The sequence below is a fragment of the Methylorubrum sp. GM97 genome (assembly GCF_024347855.1).
GTDB classification, from domain to species: domain Bacteria; phylum Pseudomonadota; class Alphaproteobacteria; order Rhizobiales; family Beijerinckiaceae; genus Methylobacterium; species Methylobacterium extorquens.
The window spans coordinates 1,711,712-1,732,168 of sequence record NZ_AP025942.1 but is presented as its reverse complement, the minus strand read 5'-3'; the positions used below and the strand labels follow the sequence as shown (position 1 = coordinate 1,732,168).

15 protein-coding genes and 1 pseudogene are annotated in these 20,457 nt (G+C 68.7%); 8 read left to right on the top strand and 8 right to left on the bottom strand.

What is annotated here, in order from left to right; genetic code table 11:
• Positions 1–23 precede the first annotated feature (23 nt).
• From MSPGM_RS08095 to MSPGM_RS08075, 5 genes are all read right to left on the bottom strand, one after another.
• Complete coding sequence (locus MSPGM_RS08095; RefSeq protein ID WP_003599895.1) at positions 24–3,014, bottom strand: 2-oxoglutarate dehydrogenase E1 component; 2,991 nt, start codon at positions 3,012–3,014, stop codon at positions 24–26.
• A gap of 224 nt (positions 3,015–3,238) precedes the next feature.
• The gene (gene sucD / locus MSPGM_RS08090; RefSeq protein ID WP_003599893.1) at positions 3,239–4,126 is read right to left on the bottom strand and encodes a succinate--CoA ligase subunit alpha; all 888 of its coding nucleotides are present in this window, start codon (positions 4,124–4,126) and stop codon (positions 3,239–3,241) included.
• Between the two features lie 8 nt (positions 4,127–4,134).
• Positions 4,135–5,331, bottom strand: a complete 1,197-nt coding sequence (gene sucC / locus MSPGM_RS08085; protein ID WP_003599892.1) for an ADP-forming succinate--CoA ligase subunit beta — start codon at positions 5,329–5,331, stop codon at positions 4,135–4,137.
• A gap of 77 nt (positions 5,332–5,408) precedes the next feature.
• Entirely contained in the window at positions 5,409–6,371 is a 963-nt protein-coding gene (gene mdh, locus MSPGM_RS08080) for a malate dehydrogenase (RefSeq protein ID WP_003599890.1), read from the bottom strand.
• 350 nt (positions 6,372–6,721) lie between these two features.
• Positions 6,722–7,453, bottom strand: a complete 732-nt coding sequence (locus MSPGM_RS08075) for a TetR family transcriptional regulator (protein ID WP_003599888.1) — start codon at positions 7,451–7,453, stop codon at positions 6,722–6,724.
• A gap of 251 nt (positions 7,454–7,704) precedes the next feature.
• Here MSPGM_RS08075 and aroB point away from each other — a divergent pair, with 251 nt between their 5' ends.
• A complete protein-coding gene (gene aroB, locus MSPGM_RS08070; RefSeq protein WP_003599886.1) occupies positions 7,705–9,444 on the top strand; it encodes a 3-dehydroquinate synthase in 1,740 nt (579 codons plus the stop codon).
• A 116-nt stretch (positions 9,445–9,560) separates the two neighbouring features.
• Positions 9,561–10,838 carry a 23S rRNA (adenine(2503)-C(2))-methyltransferase RlmN gene (rlmN, locus tag MSPGM_RS08065; protein ID WP_003599884.1) on the top strand — a complete coding sequence of 426 codons (1,278 nt, stop codon included), beginning with the start codon at positions 9,561–9,563 and terminating at the stop codon, positions 10,836–10,838.
• Between the two features lie 45 nt (positions 10,839–10,883).
• Here the strand turns inward: rlmN and MSPGM_RS08060 are convergent, their stop codons facing one another.
• Entirely contained in the window at positions 10,884–12,503 is a 1,620-nt protein-coding gene (locus MSPGM_RS08060; RefSeq protein ID WP_003599882.1) for a phosphoenolpyruvate carboxykinase, read from the bottom strand.
• A 327-nt stretch (positions 12,504–12,830) separates the two neighbouring features.
• Between MSPGM_RS08060 and recR the strand changes: the two genes are divergently transcribed.
• From recR to truA, 5 genes are all read left to right on the top strand, one after another.
• On the top strand, positions 12,831–13,436 hold the full coding sequence (gene recR / locus MSPGM_RS08055) for a recombination mediator RecR (protein ID WP_261926249.1): 606 nt from the start codon (positions 12,831–12,833) through the stop codon (positions 13,434–13,436).
• Between the two features lie 114 nt (positions 13,437–13,550).
• Complete coding sequence (locus MSPGM_RS08050; protein ID WP_003599878.1) at positions 13,551–14,837, top strand: glycosyltransferase family 87 protein; 1,287 nt, start codon at positions 13,551–13,553, stop codon at positions 14,835–14,837.
• A gap of 255 nt (positions 14,838–15,092) precedes the next feature.
• Complete coding sequence (locus tag MSPGM_RS08045) at positions 15,093–15,608, top strand: peptide deformylase (protein ID WP_003599876.1); 516 nt, start codon at positions 15,093–15,095, stop codon at positions 15,606–15,608.
• Between the two features lie 10 nt (positions 15,609–15,618).
• On the top strand, positions 15,619–16,548 hold the full coding sequence (gene fmt, locus MSPGM_RS08040; protein ID WP_003599873.1) for a methionyl-tRNA formyltransferase: 930 nt from the start codon (positions 15,619–15,621) through the stop codon (positions 16,546–16,548).
• A gap of 13 nt (positions 16,549–16,561) precedes the next feature.
• Complete coding sequence (truA, locus tag MSPGM_RS08035) at positions 16,562–17,314, top strand: tRNA pseudouridine(38-40) synthase TruA (RefSeq protein ID WP_003599872.1); 753 nt, start codon at positions 16,562–16,564, stop codon at positions 17,312–17,314.
• A 54-nt stretch (positions 17,315–17,368) separates the two neighbouring features.
• Here the strand turns inward: truA and dapE are convergent.
• Positions 17,369–18,534 (bottom strand): annotated as a pseudogene (dapE, locus tag MSPGM_RS08030) (succinyl-diaminopimelate desuccinylase).
• Positions 18,535–18,808: 274 nt separating this feature from the next.
• On the opposite strand from dapE, the gene MSPGM_RS08025 reads away from it, so the two are divergent.
• Positions 18,809–19,627: a HesA/MoeB/ThiF family protein gene (locus tag MSPGM_RS08025; RefSeq protein ID WP_158022427.1), complete on the top strand. Its 819-nt coding sequence runs from the start codon at positions 18,809–18,811 to the stop codon at positions 19,625–19,627.
• Here MSPGM_RS08025 and MSPGM_RS08020 read toward each other — a convergent pair.
• The gene (locus MSPGM_RS08020; protein WP_003599869.1) at positions 19,575–20,450 is read right to left on the bottom strand and encodes a DUF1186 domain-containing protein; all 876 of its coding nucleotides are present in this window, start codon (positions 20,448–20,450) and stop codon (positions 19,575–19,577) included. The genes MSPGM_RS08025 and MSPGM_RS08020 overlap by 53 nt on opposite strands.
• Positions 20,451–20,457: the final 7 nt, after the last annotated feature.

The following is a 20,457-nucleotide window of genomic DNA, read 5'->3' as shown; positions in this document are numbered from 1 at the left end:
TCGGTCGAAAAGGGCCGGCGGCGTCAGACCGCCAGCGCCTCGTTGAGGAAGGCTTGGAGCTGGGCGAGGTGCTTCGACATCAGGCCGACCGCGGTCGAGGCCGAGGCCGGACGGCCGACATAGCGGGCGCGCTTCGAGGCGGAGCCGGCCTGGCCCAGCACCCAATCGAGATAGGGCTCAACGAAGGTCCACGAGCCCATGTTCTTGGGCTCTTCCTGGCACCACACCACCTCCGCGTTGCGGAAGCGCGTCATCTCGTTGGCCAGGGCCTTGAGCGGGAACGGGTAGAGCTGCTCGACGCGCATCAGGTAGACGTCGTTGACGCCGCGCTTCTCCCGCTCCTCGTAGAGGTCGTAATAGACCTTGCCCGAGCACAGCACGACGCGGCGGATCTTGTCGTCGCGCACGAGCTTCACGCCGTTCTCATCGTGCTCGGCGTCGTCCCACAGGATGCGGTGGAAGGTCGAGCCGTCCGCGATGTCCTCGATCTTCGAGACCGCCCGCTTGTGGCGCAGCAGCGATTTCGGCGTCATCAGGATCAGCGGCTTGCGGAAGTCGCGCTTCAACTGACGGCGCAGGATGTGGAAGTAGTTCGAGGGCGTCGAGCAGTTGGCGACCTGCATGTTGTCCTCGGCGCACATCTGGAGATAGCGCTCCAGACGGGCGGACGAGTGCTCCGGCCCTTGGCCCTCGTAGCCGTGGGGCAGCAGCATCACGAGGCCGGACATGCGCAGCCACTTGCGCTCACCCGATGAGATGAACTGATCGATGACGACCTGCGCGCCGTTGGCGAAGTCGCCGAACTGCGCCTCCCACAGCACCAGGGAGTTCGGCTCGGCGAGGGAGTAGCCGTACTCGAAGCCGAGCACCGCCTCCTCGGAGAGCATCGAGTTGATGACCTCCAGATTCGCCTGCCCCTCGCGCAGGGAGTTGAGCGGCGTGTAGCGCTGCTCGTTCTCCTGATCGATCACCACGGCGTGGCGCTGGGAGAAGGTGCCGCGCTCGACGTCCTGGCCCGAGAGCCGGACCCGGTGACCCTCGATCAGCAGCGAGCCGAAGGCGAGCGCCTCGGCGGTGGCCCAATCGATGCCGACGCCGGTCTCGACCGCCTTGGCGCGGTTGTCGAAGAAGCGCTGGATCGTGCGGTGCAGGTGGAAGCCCGGCGGGGGCGTGGTGATCCGGGTGGCGATGTCGCGCAGCGTCTCGAGCGGCACCCCGGTGCGGCCGCGGCGGGGATCGTCCACGTCCTCGCGCACGGCCTTGAAGCCGGACCAGCGGCCGTCGAGCCAATCGGCCTTGTTGGGCTTGTAGCCGCCCGCGACCTCGAGCTCGCTCTCCAGTATCGCGCGGAACTCGGCCTTGCGCGCGTCGAGCTGCTCCTGGGTCAGGTCCCCCTGCGCGACCAGCTTCTTGCCGTAGGTCTCCAGTGCAGTCGGATGCTTGCGGATCCGCTGGTACATCTTCGGCTGGGTGAAGGCCGGCTCGTCGCCCTCGTTATGGCCGAAGCGGCGGTAGCACAGCATGTCGATCACGACCGGCTTGCCGAATTTCTGCCGGTACTCGACCGCGACCTTCGCCGCGAAGGTCACCGCCTCCGGGTCGTCGCCGTTGCAGTGGAAGATCGGCGCTTCCACCATCTTCGCCACGTCGGACGGATAGGGCGAGGAGCGCGAGAAGCGCGGATCGGTGGTGAAGCCGATCTGGTTGTTGATGATGAAGTGGATCGAGCCGCCGGTGCGGTGACCCTTCAGGCCGGACAGGCCGAGGCATTCCGCCACCACGCCCTGGCCGGCAAAGGCCGCGTCGCCGTGGATCAGGAGCGGCAGCACGCGGCGGCGCTCGACGTTCGGCTTGGCCTTCTGGTCCTGCTTGGCCCGCACCTTCCCCAGCACCACCGGATCGACGATCTCGAGGTGGGACGGGTTGGCGGTGAGCGAGAGGTGGACGGTGTTGTCGTCGAAGGCGCGGTCGGACGAAGCACCGAGATGGTACTTCACGTCGCCCGAGCCCTCGACCTCGGCGGGTGAGGCCGAGCCGCCCTTGAACTCGTGGAACACCGCCCGGAAGGGCTTGGCCATCACGTTGGTGAGCACGTTCAGCCGGCCACGATGGGCCATGCCGAGCACGATCTCCTCGACGCCGAGCGCGCCGCCGCGCTTGATGATCTGCTCCATGGCCGGGACCATCGACTCGCCGCCGTCGAGGCCGAAGCGCTTGGTGCCGGTATATTTGAGATCAAGGAACTTCTCGAAGCCCTCGGCCTCGATCAGCTTGTTCAGGATCGCCCGCCGACCTTCCGGCGTGAACGAGATTTCCTTGTCCTTGCCCTCGATGCGCTCCTGGATCCACGCCTTCTCCTCAGGGTCGGAGATGTGCATGAATTCGACGCCGAGCGTCTGGCAGTAGGTGCGCTCCAGGATCGCGACGATCTCGCGGATCGTCGAGAATTCCATGCCGAGCACGTTGTCGAGGAAGATCTTGCGGTCCCAGTCGCTCTCCTGGAAGCCGTAATGCTGCGGGTGCAGCTCCTCGTGGTCGCCGCGCGGGGCGAGCCCGATCGGGTCGAGCTTGGCGTGGAGGTGGCCGCGCATGCGGTAGGCGCGGATCAGCATGATCGCGCGCACGGAATCCTTGGTGGCCTGCTCGACGGAAACGCCCGTGGCCGCGACGATGGCCGCGCCCTTGGTCGAGTCGCCGGGCTTGCCGGGCTGGGCCTTGGCCTGGATCTTCTCGCCGAACGTCTTTTCGAGAGCGCCCCAATTGCCGTCGAGCGCCGAGACGATCTCGCCGTTGGCCACGACCGGCCAGTTCGGCTTGGCCCAGGAGGCGCCCTCGGCGTTCTTCTTCACCAGGGCGTCGTCCTCGCCCAGATCCTCGAAGAAGCGCTGCCACTCGGGATCGACCGAGTTCGGGTCGCGGGCATAGGCCGCCTGCAGCTCCTCGATCCAGGCGGCGTTGGCGCCGTAGAGGAAGGAGGTTCGAAGAAGCGCTTCGTTCGCGTCCTGGCGTGCCATCGCTGCCTGTCCTACCGCTCGGGCGGCGCTGTCACAGCGGGCCGCCGCGTCGAGTTCGATCCGGCGCGTCGATCCGAGCGAGGTCTCAGAACCCCGCCTCGCGCCTCCGGATCAGGCCGGGGCACGGTCGCGCCCCGACATGTTCTTCCATATGGGTCGCCCGAGCTCGCGTGCGGTGCAACACAGCCGCGCAGGTCCCGGTTACAGACCCCAGCGACTCTTCATCACCTGGACTTCAGCACGTCCACGAGCGTGGAGCCGAGACGGGCTGGCGAAGGCGAGACGCGGATGCCCGCGGCCTCCATCGCCGCAATCTTGTCCTCGGCGCCGCCCTTGCCGCCGGAGATGATCGCGCCGGCATGGCCCATACGGCGGCCGGGAGGCGCGGTGCGGCCGGCGATGAAGCCGACCATCGGCTTCTTGCGGCCGCGCTTGGCCTCGTCGGCCAGGAACTGTGCCGCCTCTTCCTCGGCCGAGCCGCCGATCTCGCCGATCATCACGATCGACTCGGTCTTGGGATCGGCCAGGAACAGCTCCAGCATGGAGATGAACTCGGTGCCCTTGACCGGATCGCCGCCGATGCCGACGGCGGTGGTCTGGCCGAGCCCCTCGACGGTGGTCTGGAACACCGCCTCGTAGGTCAGCGTGCCGGAGCGCGAGACGATGCCGACCGAGCCCGGCTTGAAGATGTTGGCCGGCATGATGCCGATCTTCGACTGGCCCGCGGTGACGACGCCGGGGCAGTTCGGCCCGATCAGGCGCGACTTCGAGCCTTCGAGCGCGCGCTTGACCCGCACCATGTCGAGCACCGGGATGCCCTCCGTGATGCAGACGATCAGCGGAATCTCCGCCTGGATCGCCTCGCAGATCGCATCGGCCGCGCCCGGCGGCGGCACGTAGACGACGGAGGCGTCGGCGCCGGTGGCCTCGCGCGCCTCGGCCACGGTGTCGAACACCGGCAGGCCGAGATGGGTGGAGCCGCCCTTACCGGGGCTCGTGCCGCCGACCATCTTGGTGCCGTAGGCGATGGCCTGCTCGGAGTGGAAGGTGCCGTTCTTGCCGGTGAAGCCCTGGCAGATGACCTTGGTGTTCTGGTCGATGAGAATGGACATCTGTCAGCTCAACCCTTCTTCACCGCGGCGACGATCTTCTGCGCGGCGTCGTCGAGATCGTCCGCGGGGATCACGTTGAGGCCGGAGTTCCGGATGATCTCCTTGCCCTCCTCGACGTTGGTGCCTTCCAGGCGCACGACGAGCGGCACTTCGAGGCCGACCGCTTTCACCGCCGCGATCACGCCGCGGGCGATCACGTCGCACTTCATGATCCCGCCGAAGATGTTGACGAGGATGCCCTTCACCTGCGGATCGGCGGTGATGATCTTGAAGGCCGCCGTGACCTTCTCCTCGGAGGCGCCGCCGCCGACATCGAGGAAGTTCGCCGGCTCCTCGCCGTAGAGCTTGATGATGTCGAGGGTCGCCATGGCGAGGCCGGCGCCGTTGACCATGCAGCCGATGGTGCCGTCGAGGGCGATGTAGGCGAGGTCGTATTTCGAGGCCTCGATCTCCTTGGCGTCCTCCTCGGTCTCGTCGCGCAGCGCGACGATCTCGGGGTGGCGGTAGAGGGCGTTCGAGTCGAAGGAGATCTTGGCGTCGAGGCACTTGAGACCGCCGTCGCCGGTGAGCACCAGCGGGTTGATCTCCAGCATGCTCATGTCCTTGGCCGTGAAGGCCGCGTAGAGCTTCTCGGTGAGCGCGCCCGCTTCCTTGGCCTGGGGCCCGGAGAGGCCGAGCGCCTTGGCGACCGCGCGGCCGTGATGGGGCATGATGCCGGTGGCCGGATCAACCGAGAAGGTGACGATCTTCTCAGGGGTGTCGTGGGCGACCTGCTCGATATCCATGCCGCCTTCCGTCGAGACGACGAAGGCGACCCGGCCGGTCTCGCGATCGACCAGCATCGACAGGTAGAACTCGGCGGCGATCGCCGCGCCTTCCTCGATGTAGAGGCGGTTGACCTGCTTGCCGGCCTCGCCGGTCTGCACGGTCACGAGCGTCTGCCCGAGCATCTCGCGGGCGAACTGCACCACCTCGTCCTTGGACTTGGTGACGCGCACACCGCCCTTGGCGCCCTCGGGCGCGCCCTTGAAGGTGCCCTTGCCGCGTCCGCCCGCATGGATCTGCGATTTCACCACCCAGACCGGGCCGCCGAGTTCGTCGGCCGCCGCAGCGGCCTCCTCCGGCTTGAAGATCGGCACGCCGCGGGAGACCGGCAGGCCGAATTCCTTCAGGACAGCCTTTGCCTGGTATTCGTGGATGTTCATCGAGACCTCGTCGGACGAGCAGGAAGGGAGGGCTGAGCGGGCGGCCCAAGCCTCCCGCCGCCGAGCCTGACGGCGCTTTACGCGAGCTTGTCGTTGACGCTCTTGCAGGCCTCGATCAAGCCCTTCACCGAATTGACCGACTTCTCGAACATCGCCTTCTCGTCGTCGTTGAAGGTCACTTCGAGCACACGCTCGACGCCGTTCTCGCCGATCACCACCGGCACGCCGACATAGAGGCCGTCGATGCCGTACTGGCCGTCGAGGTAGGCGGCGCAGGGCAGAACCCGCTTCTTGTCGCGCAGGTAGCTCTCGGCCATGGCGATGGCGGAGGCGGCGGGCGCGTAGAAGGCCGAGCCGGTCTTCAGGAGGTTGACGATCTCGCCGCCACCCTTGCGGGTGCGCTCGACCATGGCGTCGAGCTTCTCCTGGGTGGTCCAGCCGAGCTTGACCAGATCGGTCAGCGGCACGCCGGCCACCGTCGAGTAGCGGGTCAGCGGCACCATGTCGTCGCCGTGGCCGCCGAGCACGAAGGCGGTCACGTCCTCGACCGAGACGCCGAACTCTTCGGCCAGGAAGTGGCGGAAGCGGGCGGAGTCGAGCACGCCGGCCATGCCGACGACCTTGTTGGTGGGCAGCCCCGAGAACTTCTGCAGCGCCCACACCATCGCATCGAGCGGGTTGGTGATGCAGATCACGAAGGCGTCGGGCGCGTGCTCCTTGATGCCGGCGCCGACCGCCTCCATCACCTTCAGGTTGATGCCGATGAGGTCGTCACGGCTCATGCCGGGCTTGCGCGGCACGCCCGCGGTCACGATCACCACGTCGGCCCCGGCGATCGCGGAATAGTCGCTGGCGCCCGAATACTTGGCATCGAAGCCGTCGACGGGAGCGGATTCGGCGATGTCGAGCGCCTTGCCCTGCGGCACGCCGTCGACGATGTCGAACAACACCACGTCACCGAGTTCCTTGAGGCCGGCGAGATGGGCCAGCGTGCCGCCGATCTGTCCGGCGCCGATGAGCGCGATCTTGCTGCGTGCCATGGATGATCTAGCCTCCGGTCGGAATTCGCGACGGTTCGGAAATGGATGCAGCAATGTTGCAAATGGTGCGCTGCGGCCGAACCTTCGCCGGTCAATTCTGATGGGCCGGTGTTTGGCGGAAAAGCCACAGAGCTTCAACCCGACGAAGGTCCGGGTGAGCGGGGCTGCAGCGAGGCCCGACGACGTGCCGAACCCGGAGGGTGCCAGTAAAAACCCTTCTATTTCAGCGATCTATCTCTTTTCCTCGCGCCGAACTGCAGCCGGCAAGGGGTCGGTGACATGTTTTGCAGTCTGTCATTGAGTGACATCCCGACCGCGCCGCGATGCAGCACCGAAACTATATTCCGTATTCAGAAAGTACCGGTCCGCAGCGCCCGCTGGATCGATTGGATGACCGCGCCGAGCCGGGCATCGAGCAGATCGCGGGGCACGTCCGCGTCGTGCTGGATCGCGACCGGATGGGTGAAGCGGTAGCTCGCGTCGAAGATGACGGCGATGGCGCGTTCGCGGTCGCGGGCGGCGAAGACGCCGGTGCCGATGCCCTCCTCCACCACGCGCTCGACGAGCGCGCGCAGCCGAACGCGGTGTCGGCGGGCGATCGGACGGGAGGCGACGGTGGCGTCGAGATGCACGGCGAACAGGTTCGGTTCGCGGGTCAGCATCTCGCTCTGTGCGCTGGCCAGCGCGCTGACGAAGCGCTCGATCTTGTCGTCGGCGGGATCGGGCGCGTCGGCGATGCCGGCGAGTTCCGTTTCCAGATCGCGCAGCCAGCGGCCGGCGACCGCATCGAGCAGGGCGTCCTTCGAGGGGAAGTAGCGGTAGACGTTGGCATGGGTCATGCCCGCTTCCGCCGCGACCGCCACCACCGTCACCCGTTTCGGGCCGAGCCGGGTCAGGTGCTCCGTGGCGATGGCGAGCAGCCGCGCGTCCGTCGAGACCGGCGTGGACCGGGCGCGGGCGGCCGGGCCGGTGAGACGCGACGGTCGAGAGGGAGCGGCACGCGGATCGGAAACTGGATCGTTCGCCTCCCTCTCGCTCTCGGCCAGGGTGACGGGGATGGTGAAAGATCCGTACGGCAACATCATTTTCCCGGCACAGAGACAACAAGCGTGGGTGCACTCGACCAAGCGAGCCTGATCGAGAGCGGTGCCGTCCCACGCGCTCGCGTACAAGCCTTCCCCTCCGAGCGGCACTTTGCAACCCCTCTCGGCACCGGTTTTTCTGCGAATCCCGCTTGGATTGCAGTCAAGCCGAGATTGTGGGGCTTTCGACTCGGCGCCGACGGGGGTACCGGACGCTTCGCCGCTTCCGCAAAACCGTCTATGACCGCCCGATGACCGTCCCCCTGCCGCCGGCGCCGCCGCCCGGCGAACCGATCGAAGCACGACTGCGCCGCGGCCTCGGAGCCCGGTCGATCGTGCTCGTCGGCCTGATGGGGGCGGGCAAGAGCACCGTTGGGCGCCGCCTCGCCGGGCGTCTCGGGCTGATGTTCAAGGATGCCGACCACGAGATCGAGGCGGCGGCCAAGCTCACCATCGCCGACATTTTCTCGATCTACGGCGAGGCGAGCTTCCGCGAGGGCGAGGAACGGGTGATCGCGCGTCTGCTGCGCGAGGGACCGATGGTGCTGGCCACCGGCGGCGGCGCCTTCATGCGTGAGGCGACGCGGGCGCGGATCGCTGAGGGGGCCATCTCGGTCTGGCTCAAGGCCGACCTCGACGTGCTGATGCGACGCGTGCGCAAACGCAACACGCGCCCTCTGCTCCAGACCGAGGATCCGGAGGCGACCATGCGCACACTGATGGAGGTGCGCCATCCGGTCTATGCCCAAGCCGATGTCACGGTGCTGTCCCGCGAAGTGTCCCACGACCGCGTGGTGGAGGACGTGATGGAAGCTCTCGATATCCACATCAACCCGTCTCATACGACACAATCACAACATTTGACATTCAGTATGACGCAGCAACCCTCGCGTGTGAACGTTCCCCTGTCGGGTGGACGCGAATACGATATTCGGATCGGTCGGGGTCTTATCGACGCGGTGGGTGCGGAGGCGCGGAATCTCGGCGCCCGGGCTGCCGGTATCGTCACCGACGAGACGGTCGCCGGCCTCTACGGCGAGCGCGTGCGGGCCAGCCTCGAGGCCGCCGGGTTGCGCTGCGGCATCATCGCCGTGCCGCCGGGTGAGGCCTCGAAGAGCTACGCGGAATTCGCCCGCGTTTGCGACGGCCTGCTCGCCCAGAAGATCGAGCGCGGCGACCTCGTCGTGGCGCTCGGCGGCGGCGTGGTCGGCGATCTGGCCGGCTTCGCGGCAGCCTCCCTGCGGCGCGGTGTCCGCTTCCTTCAGGTTCCGACGACCTTGCTCGCGCAGGTTGATTCCTCGGTGGGGGGAAAGACCGGGATCAACTCGCCGCTCGGCAAGAATCTGATCGGCGCCTTCCACCAGCCCCGCCTCGTACTGGCCGACACCGCCACCCTCGACACGCTCTCGGAGCGTGAGATGCGGGCGGGTTACGCCGAGGTCGCCAAGTATGGCTTGATCGGGGATGCGGGCTTCTTCGAGTGGTGCGAGGCGAACTGGGCCGGCATCTTCTCCGGCGGGCCGGAGCGCGACGAGGCGGTGGCCGCCTGCTGCCGCGCCAAGGCCGGCGTCGTGACCCGCGACGAGCGGGAGGACGGCGAGCGCGCCCTGCTCAATCTCGGCCATACCTTCGGCCACGCCCTGGAGCGGCTGACCGGCTACGACGCGGCCCGCCTCGTCCACGGCGAGGGCGTCGCGATCGGTCTGGCGCTGGCCTTCCGCTTCTCGGCCCGGCTCGGCCTCTGCCCCGGCCAGGATGCGGGGCGCGTGGCCAACCACCTCGCGCTCGCCGGACTGCCGACCCGCCTGCAACAGGTGCCCGGCGGGGCCGGCGACCCGGATGCCCTCCTCGACGCCATGGCTCAGGACAAGAAGGTCCGCGACGGGCAGCTCACCTTCATCCTCGCCCACGGCATCGGCCAGAGCTTCATCGCGCCGGGCATCGATGCGGCCGAGGTGCGGGCCTTCCTGGAGGCGGAACTGCGGGGCTGAGCGAGCCCACGCGGCGCAAGGACCACGGTGCAAGGGAGGGCCGGAGCGGGCGCAGTCGCGTTCCCGCCCGAATACGACTATATGAGAGCCGTTCCAGCTTTCTAAGGTCTTGAGCCATGGCGACGGCGTCGTTCGACTCCGCCCCGGGCGCATCGCGCGCCCTCCCCGCAATCGAGAAGGCCCCCGAGGTCACGGCCCTCTCGACCCTGCCCGGCCGCAAGGCCTCCCTTGTCGGCCTCACCCGCGAGGGCCTGAAGCAGGCGCTCATCGGCATCGGCGTGCCCGAGCGCGAGACGCGGATGCGGGTGAGCCAGGTCTGGCACTGGATCTACGTGCGCGGCGCGCGCGAGTTCTCCGAGATGACCAATGTCGGCAAGGGCCTGAAGGCGCAGCTTGCCGACCACTTCACTCTGGAGCGTCCGGAGGTCGTCACCGAGCAGGTTTCTCGCGATGGCACCCGCAAGTGGCTCCTGCGCATGGCGCCGACCGGCGCGCACGACCACAACCGCGGCGCCGAGATCGAGTGTGTCTACATCCCCGGCGACGATCGCGGCACACTCTGCGTCTCGTCCCAGGTCGGCTGCACGCTCACCTGCTCGTTCTGCCACACCGGCACGCAGCGCCTCGTGCGCAACCTCTCGACGGCGGAGATCGTGGCGCAGCTCGTCGTCGCCCGCGACGCGCTCGGCGACTTCACCGGCCAGATGCCGGGCAAGGATGGCGGCGAGCCCGGTCGGCTGGTCACCAACATCGTGTTCATGGGCATGGGCGAGCCGCTCTACAATCTCGACGCGGTGATCGATGCCATCGCGGTGATGTCGGATCAGGAAGGCCTCGCGCTCTCGCGGCGGCGCATCACGGTCTCGACCTCGGGCGTGGTGCCGCAGATCGAGCGGCTGGGGCTGGAAGCCAACGCCATGCTGGCGATCTCGCTGCACGCGGTGCGCGACGACCTGCGCGACGAGCTGGTGCCGCTGAACCGCAAATACCCGATCGCCCAGTTGCTCGACGCCTGCCGGAACTATCCGGGGCTGAGCAACGCCCGGCGCATCACCTTCGAGTACGTGATGCTCAAGGGCGTCAACGATTCGGACGCCGATGCCCGCGCCCTGGTGCGGCTGCTCAAGGGCATCCCGGCCAAGATCAACCTGATCCCGTTCAACCCCTGGCCCGGCTCGAAATACGAGTGCTCGGACTGGGAGCGGATCGAGCGCTTCTCCGAGATCGTCTTCACCGCCGGCTACGCCTCGCCGGTGCGCACCCCGCGCGGGCGTGACATCCTGGCGGCCTGCGGCCAGCTCAAGAGCGAGACCGAGAAGCTGCGCGCCCGCGCCCGGCTGATGCTCGAAGAGGGCATGGGCGCCGAGGCCGTCTACGCCGATCAGGTCGACTGATTCTTTTGTCCCCTCCCCGCTCGCGCGGGGAGGGGCTGTGACCGCTCAGGCCGCGATCGCTGCGGCGACCGGCTCGGCGGCGCGCACGTCGGCATCGACGTGGCTCTCGAAGCGCTTGAAGTTCTCGCGGAACATCGTGACGAGGCGCGTGGCGGTGTCGGCGAAGGCCGCCTTGTTGGTCCAGGTCTCGACCGGCGAGAGCACCTGCGTCTCGACGCCGGGCACCTCGACGGGCACCGAGAAGCCGAAATACGGGTCGCGGCGGAACTCGACCTGCGCCAGCGAGCCGTCGAGCGCCGCCGAGAGCAGCCGGCGGGTGACGCGGATCGGCATACGCCGGCCGGTGCCGACCCCGCCCCCGGTCCAGCCGGTGTTGACGAGCCAGCAATCGACGCCGTGCTCGGCCATCAATTCGCGCAGCAGGTTGCCGTAGACGCTCGGGTGGCGCGGCATGAACGGCGCGCCGAAGCAGGTCGAGAAGGTCGCCTCCGGTGCGGTCAGGCCGCGCTCGGTGCCCGCCACCTTGGCGGTGTAACCCGAGAGGAAGTGGTACATCGCCTCGGCACCCGTCAGCTTGGCGATCGGCGGCATCACACCAAAGGCGTCGCAGGTCAGCATCACGATGTTCTTCGGATGCCCGGCCCGGCCGGTGGCGCTGGCATTGGCGATGAAATCCAGCGGATAGGCGCAGCGGGTATTTTCCGTGAGCGAGGCGTCGTCGAAGTCCGGCACGCGGGTGAGCGGATCGATCACCACGTTCTCCATCACCGTGCCGAAGCGCTCGGTGGTGGCGTAGATCTCCGGCTCGGCGTTGCGCGAGAGCCGGATGGTCTTGGCGTAGCAGCCGCCCTCGAAGTTGAAGATGCCGTCCCGGCTCCAGCCGTGCTCGTCATCGCCGATCAGTTGGCGCGAGGAATCGTTCGAGAGCGTGGTCTTGCCGGTGCCGGACAGGCCGAAGAACAGGGCCGAATCACCGGTCTCGTCGAGGCTGGCATTGGCCGAGCAGTGCATCGGCATCACGCCCGTGCCCGGCAGCACGTAGTTGAGATAGGTGAAGACCGACTTCTTCATCTCGCCGGCATAGGCCGAGCCGCCGATCAGCACGATCTTCTGGCTGAAATCGATGGCGATGACGGTCTTGGAGCGGCAGCCGTGCCGGGCCGGATCGGCCTGAAAGCTCGGCAGGTCGATGATCGTCAGTTCCGGTACGTAGGCGGCGAGATCGGCGCGCTCGGGGCGGATCAGCAGGTTGCGGATGAACAGCGAGTGCCACGCGAGCTCGGTATAGACCCGCGCCCGCACCCGGTGGGCCGGGTCGGCGCCGCCGAACAGATCCTGGGCGAACAGTTCCTTGCCGCGGGCATGCGCGCGGAAGTCGTCGAGCAGCGTCGCGAACTGGTCGGGCGTGATCGAGCCGTTGTTGTCCCACCAGATCTCGTTCTCGGTGCCGGCATCGCGCACCACGTACTTGTCCTTGGGCGAGCGGCCGGTATGGCTGCCAGTGGTCGCCACCAGCGCGCCGCCGCGGGCGAGCTGCGCCTCGTTCCGGCGCAGGGCCTCCTCGTAGAGGCGCGGCGCCTCCAGGTTCCAGTGGACGGCGGCGAGATCGGTCAGGCCGATCGCCTCCGGACCGTGGGCCGCGTTGAATTCACCGATGGTCTTCACGGGGTGTTCCTCCCTCACGGCCCCTGATCGCGCCGCCACGCCGGTCGATCCGGCTGTTTCGCGTTGTCGGTGGGGCGTCCGTGCGGTCGCTCAGGGCCGCCGCACGCAGGTTCTCCGCCCCGTCCGTTCAATGGATCGGTCTCCGGCTTGGCCGTCAACTAATCCTTGGTATGGGCTCAAATAAAATTTGCGCGCCGGCTCCCCATGCAGCGGCCAAGCTGTCGCAAACCTGAACGGGCAAAATCCCGGCGGCAAAATCCCGGCGGAAGGCTTATGTGAGGGAAGGCGCCCGCCGCTCCTCCTCAGTCACAGCCGTTTCGCACCCGCATGCCCCAAGCCGTCGCCGGCCCCGAGATCGAGCGCCTGATCCAGCTTCTCGGGCGCATGCCGGGGCTCGGGCCCCGCTCCGCCCGCCGGGCCGCGCTCCAGCTTATCAAGAAGCGCGAGACCCTGCTCGCGCCCCTGGCCGACGCAATGCGTGTCGCGGCCGAGCGCATTGTGGTGTGCCGCTCCTGCGGCAACGTCGATACCAGCGACCCCTGCACGATCTGCCGGGACGAGACCCGCGACCCCACCACCCTCGTCGTGGTGGAGGACGTGTCCGATCTCTGGGCGCTGGAGCGGTCCGGCGCGGTCAAGGCGCGCTACCACGTGCTCGGCGGCGTGCTCTCGGCGCTCGACGGGGTGCGGCCGGAGCACCTCACCATCGCCCGTCTCGTGGAGCGGGCGGGCGAGCCGGGGGTGAAGGAGATCATCCTGGCGCTCAACGCCACCGTCAACGGCCAGACCACGGCTCACTACGTCACCGAGTCGATCAAGCCTTTCGGGCTGACGGTCACCCGCCTCGCCCACGGCGTGCCGGTCGGCGGCGAGCTCGATTATCTCGACGAGGGCACTCTGACAGCGGCGATCCGCAGCCGCACGGCGTTCTGACCCGGCGGTCGGCGCGGGCCGGAACGAGGCTCTAACCGCCCCTTAAGTCGCGACACGATAAAAGCCCGGCATCGGCCGTCGCGCGACGGTCCTGTCCAAGTCGGGTGGTCTGGGATGCGAACCGCATCGTTGCCAGCGGAGCAGAGTCGGCCCCGCCCGGCGACGGTCTACGAGCGGCTTGCGACGCCGCTGGTGGTGCGCACCCTTCTCGCGGCCCTCACGGTGGTGATCCTGGGCCGGACGGCGCGGTTTACCGGCCTTTTCGGCCCCATCGGGCTCTCGGATTTCGACATCCTCCACATCGCGGGCCGGATGGTGTGGCGGGGCGACATCGCGGATGCCTATCACCTTCCTGCCCTGTTGCGGGTCCAGCAGGACCTCACGGGGCAGCAGGACTTCCTGCCCTGGGCCTATCCGCCGCCGTTCAACCTCGTGGTGGCTGTGCTCGCGACCCTGCCGGTCAGCCTCGCCTACCTGCTGTTCACCGGCACGACGCTCGCCGCGTTCCTGTTCGTGCTGCGCCGGATCGCCGGTCCGTTCTTCCCCGCCCTCCTGATCGCGCTGTTTCCAGCCCTCTTCATCACGGTGTCCTGCGGCCAGAACGGGTTCCTCACGGGCACGCTGATCGGCCTGTCCTGTCTCGGGCTGGTGCATGGGAGGGCCTCGGCCGGCCTGCCGCTCGGCCTGATGGTGATCAAGCCGCATCTCGCCGTCGGCGTCGCGGTCTGTGCCCTGGCCCTACGGCGATGGGCGTGCTTGGCCGTGGCCGCGGTCACCGCGGGCCTCGCGGCGGCGCTCGCCACCGCCGTGCTCGGCCCGGCGATCTGGCCGGCCTTCCTACGGGGCGCCGACGAGGCATCGGCCAACCTGGCCGCGGGCCTCTATCCCCTGTTCCGGATGGTCTCGGTCTACGCCTCGCTGCGCAGCCTCGATCTGCCGGCCGCGGTCGCACTCGCGGCGCAGGTGGTGACGGCCGTCACGGCGCTCGGCCTCGTCCTGCTCGCGCTCCGGCGCGGCGTAGCGCGGCGTCAGGTGGTCGGCCTCGCCGCCGTGGCGGGCCTGCTCGTGAGCCCCTACGCCTACGATTACGATCTGTCGCTCTATGGCGTCGGCCTGGCCCTGCTGCTTCCGGATCTTCTCGATCGCGCGAGCCGCCGCGAACAGGCCGCCCTGCTCGGTCTCGGCTGGGTGGCCAGCGGCTACGGCTTCGTCGCCGGGACGATCAACGAGCACCTCGTTCCGGTGGGAGCGGAACCTCTCGTCACGCTGTCGCTGCCCGGTCCGCTTCTGCTGATCCTGCTCGCCTTGATGTGGCACGTCCTGCGGCGAGAGCGGGCTCCGGCTTCGGCATTACAGACCGATCCGGCCGCGGCCGCGCTGCAGGCGTCTGCGGCGCTGTGACGGAGATGCACCCAGAGCCAGAGCGCGAAGAGCGTCGCGCGGGGCGGGCTTTTCAGGACCTTCGGTCGTGAAAGGCATCGAGCGGAGCGGCCGCCGGCACTTGAGGCCAGAATAAAACGAGGGTGATCGCTTGAAGCGATCACCCTCGTTGCACGCGGGGATATTTGACCACCCCGGCGCTGCCGCCTATCTGCGGGTGGTGAAACGCCTTTTCAGGCTCCTGCTCGCGCTCTCGCCCATCCCAGCCCGGAAGCCATGACCGTCCGCCCCCTCGTGATCCTGCCCGACGCGCAGTTGCGCCTCACCTCCGAGCCGGTGGCGGCCGTCACCGACGAGATCCGGACGCTTGCTCGCGACATGATCGAGACGATGTACGACGCCCCCGGCGTCGGCCTCGCCGCGATCCAGATCGGGGTGGCCAAGCGGGTCGTCACCATCGACACCTCGAAGGACGAGAACGCCAAGAACCCGACCGTCTACCTCAACCCGGAGATCGTCTGGGTGTCGGAGGAGAAGCGGGTCTACGACGAGGGCTGCCTGTCGATCCCCGAATTCTACGGTGAGGTCGAGCGGCCGGACCGCGTCCGGGTGCGCTACATGAACCTCGACGGGCAGATTGTGGAGCAGGAGGCCGACGGCCTGCTCGCGACCTGCCTCCAGCACGAGATCGACCACCTCAACGGCGTCCTGTTCATCGATCACCTGTCGAAGCTGAAGCGTGACCGGGTGATGAAGAAGTTCACCAAGGCCGCCAAGCGCGACGCCGCCTGACGAAGGTCCGATGCGCATCGTCTTCATGGGAACGCCGGATTTCGCCGTTCCCACCCTGGATCGTCTCCACGCCGACGGGCACACGATCGCCGCCGTCTACACCCGCGCCCCGGCCAGAGCCGGCCGCGGCATGGCGCTCAAGCTCTCTCCGGTCCATGCCCGCGCCGAGGCTCTGGGCCTTCCCGTTCTGACGCCGACGACGCTGAAGAGCGAGGAGGCCGCCGAGACCTTCGCCGGGCATGGGTCGGAGGTGGCGGTGGTCGTGGCCTACGGCATGCTGCTCCCGCAAAGGATCCTCGACCTTCCGCGCTTCGGCTGCCTCAACCTGCACGGCTCGCTGCTGCCGCGCTGGCGCGGGGCCGCGCCGATCCAGCGGGCGGTGATGGCGGGCGACGCGGAGAGCGGCGTCGGTGTGATGCGGATGGAGGCCGGGCTCGATACCGGGCCGGTGGCGATGGAAGCGCGCGTGCCGATCTCCGAGGGCATGAATGCGGGCGAGTTGCACGATGCGCTGATGCCGCTCGGCGCCGACCTGATGGGGCGGGCGATCCGCGCGCTGGAGCGGGACGGCCTGACCTTCACGCCGCAGGCGGAGGCGGGTGTCGTCTACGCCCACAAGATCACCAACGAAGAGGCGCGGATCGATTGGTCGCGCCCGGCGGCGGAGGTTGCGCGCCACATCAACGGGCTGTCGCCGTTTCCGGGGGCCTATGTCGAGGCCGATCTCGGCAAGGGGTTGGAGCGGGTGAAGGTGCTGCGGGCCGTCACCGCCGAGGGCTCCGGCGCGCCGGGCACGCTGCTCGATGCCGCCGGCACGGTTGCCTGCGGCACGGGTGCGGTGCGACTCCTCGAACTGCGCCGGGCCGGCAAGGGCGGCACCGCCAGCGGCGAGGAGTTCTTGCGCGGCGCCCGGTTGGCGGCGGGGGCGCGGCTCGGGTGAGCGCGCAAGCCTGATGCCCCGCTACAAGCTCGTCATCGAGTACGACGGCGCGCCGTTCCGCGGCTGGCAGCGTCAGGCCGACGACCCGACCGTGCAAGCCGCCATCGAGACCGCCGTGACGCGCTTCTCCGGCGAGACGGCGCGGCTCACCTGCGCCGGTCGCACCGATGCCGGCGTGCACGCGATCCATCAGGTCGCCCATCTCGACCTTGCGAAGGATTGGCGCACCGACACCGTGCGCGACGCGCTGAACGCGCATCTGCGGCCGCAGCCCGTCGCCATCCTTTCCGCCGAGGTGGTGACACAGGAGTTCGACGCGCGGCACTCGGCGATCCGGCGGCACTACCGCTACCGCATCCTCAACCGGCGCAGCCCCGCCGCGCTCACCCGTGCCCATGTCTGGCAGGTGCCCTGGCCGCTCGATGCCGAGCTGATGCACAGGGCCGCGCAACGGCTCCTCGGCCACCATGATTTCTCGGCGTTCCGCGCCGCCGAGTGCCAGGCAAAGTCGCCCATGCGCACGCTGGAACAGCTCGACGTGACCCGCGAGCGGATGGGCCTGTTCGAGGAGATCGTGATCGCGACCTCGGCGCGCTCGTTCCTGCACCATCAGGTGCGCGCCATGGCCGGCACGCTGATGCTCGCCGGCTGCAAACGCCTCTCCGCCGACGACGTGGCGGAGATCCTGGCGACAGGGGCCAAGCACCGCTGCGGGCCGCTGGCGCCGGCCTGCGGGCTGACGTTTGTGGGTGTCGATTATCCCTAGCGTCGGCGCATCGTCTCTTCAGACAAGCCGGCAACCACCTTTCGGGACGATGCGTCAGAAGTAAGCGTCCAGCACCCGCCCGTAGATCGCGGTGAGCCGGTCGAGATCCGCCACCGCCACCCGCTCGTCGGTCTCGTGCATGGTCCGTCCGACGAGGCCGAACTCAATCACCGGGCAGGCATCCTTGATGAAGCGGGCGTCCGAGGTGCCCCCCGTGGTGGAGAGCGCCGGGCGCCGTCCGGTCTCGGCCTCAATCGCATCGGCCACCCGATCGACGAAGGCGTCGGGCTGCGTCAGGAAGGCCGGCGAGTTCGAGGGCTGAAGGTCGAGGCTGAACCGCACTGCGTTGCCGGCCGCCGCCTCCAGCCGCCGCCGGATCTCGGCGCCGAGGGTGTCCGCCGTCCAGTCATCGTTGAAGCGCACGTTGAACACGGCCTTGGCCGAGGCCGGGATCACGTTGGTGGCCGGGTTTCCGACATCGATCGTCGTGAATTCGAGGTTCGACGCGTCGAAATGCGCGGTGCCGCCGTCGAGGGGGTCAGCCGTGAGCGCCGAGGCGAGGCGCAGCAAGCCGGGAATCGGATTCTCGGCCCGGTGGGGATAGGCGACGTGGCCCTGGCGGCCGTGCACGGTGATGCGCCCGGTCAGAGAGCCGCGCCGGCCGATCTTGATCATCTCGCCGAGGGTGTCGGGGTTGGTCGGCTCGCCGAGCAGGCAATGGTCGAAGCGCTCGCCCCTCGCCTTCGCCCAATCGAGCAGCTTCACCGTACCGTTGACCGCCGGCCCCTCCTCGTCGCCGGTAACGAGGAAGGCGATGGAGCCGCCGAAATCCGGCCCGTGCCGGTCGAGGAAGGCGAGTGTTGCGGCGAGCATGCAGGCGATGCCGCCCTTCATGTCCACCGCGCCGCGCCCGTAGAGGAAGCCGTCGGCGACTTCGCCCGAGAACGGCCCGTGGGTCCAGGCCTCCGTCTCGCCGGGCGGCACCACGTCGGTATGGCCGGCAAAGACAAGGACCGGCCCTGCGGTGCCGATGCGGGCGTAGAGGTTTTGGATGTCCGGCGTACCGGGCTCGGAGAAGACGGGACGCTCGACCGAGAAGCCCGCCCGCGAAAGACGATCCGCCAGGAACGACAGAGCCCCCCCTCCTCCGGAGTCACGGAGGGGCAGCGGATCAGTGCCTGGGCGAGGGCGAGGGGGGAATGGTCGGACAAGGGCGGCACCGGTGGCTCGGGAAAGATGGCTCGGGGAAGGACGGCTCCTCCCAACCCTGTCCCTCATCCTGAGGTGCCCGCGTCAGCGGGCCTCGAAGGATCTTCCAGCGTCCGCGCGGCTTCTGGAGGATCCTTCGAGGCTGCTCCGCAGCACCTCAGGATGAGGGAGCGGGTGGGAAACAGCGGCGATCGTCGAAGGGGTAAGCCCTAGCACGCACCTGCTCCGCGCGCAGCAAGCCCCCGACCGCTTCCGCTCCCCGTCCAAGCGGCTTACATGGCGCGCATGGCCCTCAACTCCGAAGAGATTGAACGCTACGCCCGCCACCTCGTCCTGCGCGAGGTCGGCGGCCCCGGTCAGGCCCGGCTGAAGGCGGGGCGCGTGCTCGTCATCGGCGCGGGCGGGCTCGGCGCGCCGCTGATCCAGTATCTCGCCGCCGCCGGCATCGGCACGATCGGCATCGTCGATGACGACACCGTCTCGCTCTCGAACCTGCAGCGGCAGGTCATCCACGGCACGCCCGATCTCGGCCGCCCGAAGGTCGAGAGCGCGGCCGAGGCCGTGGCCCGGCTCAACCCGCATGTGCGCGTCGAGACCCATGCCTGCCGCCTGACGCCCGAGAACGCCGCTGCCCTGCTTGCCGACTACGATCTCGTGGCCGACGGCTCCGATAATTTCGCCACCCGCTACGCCGTCTCGGATGCGTGCTTTGCCGGCAAAAAACCGCTGGTGACCGCGGCGCTCGGCGCCTTCGACGGTTCGCTCACCACGATCCGCGCGCACGAGACCGGGCCGACGGGTGAGCCGAACCCGACCTATCGCTGCCTGTTCCCGAGCCCGCCGCCGCCGGGCAGCGTCGCGCCGTGTTCCGAGGCCGGCGTGCTCGGGGCGCTCGCCGGCGTGATGGGCTCGCTGATGGCGATGGAGGTGATCCGGGCACTTGCCGGTTTCGGCGAGCCCCTGGTCGGGCGCCTGCTGATGGTGGATGCCCGCTCGATGCGCTTCGAGACGCTGGCCTATGCCTGGGACCCGGACAACCCGCTGAACGGGGTCAGGACAGGCCCGGCAGCCGAGGCGGCGGGGCACCCGCTTCCGCCGCGGTGAGGCAGCACTTCTTGTACTTCTTGCCCGAGCCGCAGGGGCAGGGATCGTTGCGGCCGACATCCTTGAACGGGTTCTTGATCGGCTGGCCGAAGGATTCCGCGGTCCAGCCCAGCGCGCCGACCGGATCGTCGAGATAGGTATAGCGGTGGGCATCGAAGGCGCTGAGGTCCGGCGGCGTGGCGCTGGCCTGCTTGAGCGCCTTGCGGAACCACGGAAGGTCGCTGAACTCGTCGGTGATGCGACCGTCGCGCCGGGCCGCCTCCACCCGCGGCGCGAGCGCACTCAGCCCGAGATAGGCGACCGCCTCTTCCCAGCCGATCCAGGCCGGTGCTTCCTCGACCGCCGCCCGCGCCTCGTCGAAACGCACGAGCAGCGCTTCCGCCTCGTCGCGCGGAATCCGGCCCTGGCGGGTCAGGAAGCCCAAAGCCGCAAAGGCCGCGTTGCGCAGGAAGTCGTCGGCGGTGCTGTCGAGGATCGGCCGGGCGAGCGCCGCGGTGTCACCGTCGAAGGTCGAGGCGATCACGGCCGGCAGCGTCTCGGACGAGGCGTCGCCGAGAAGCCCGTCGACCGCCTCGCCGTCCTGGCGCATCAGCCGCATCAGCAGCGGGAACACTCGCGTGTCGCGCGCCGCGGCCAGGGCGTGCAGCCCCCAGAACAGGAGGTTGGTCTCCTCGTCCGCGATCGCCTCGGCATCCTCCGCCGCCCGCTCCAGCAGGGCGAGCACCGGTTCGGCGATCGCCTCGGGATTCTGGGCGGCCCGCTTCAGCGCCTCGGCCGGGAGATGGTTCTCCTGCGTGAGAACCGCAACGAGTTCCGCATCCATGGCCGTC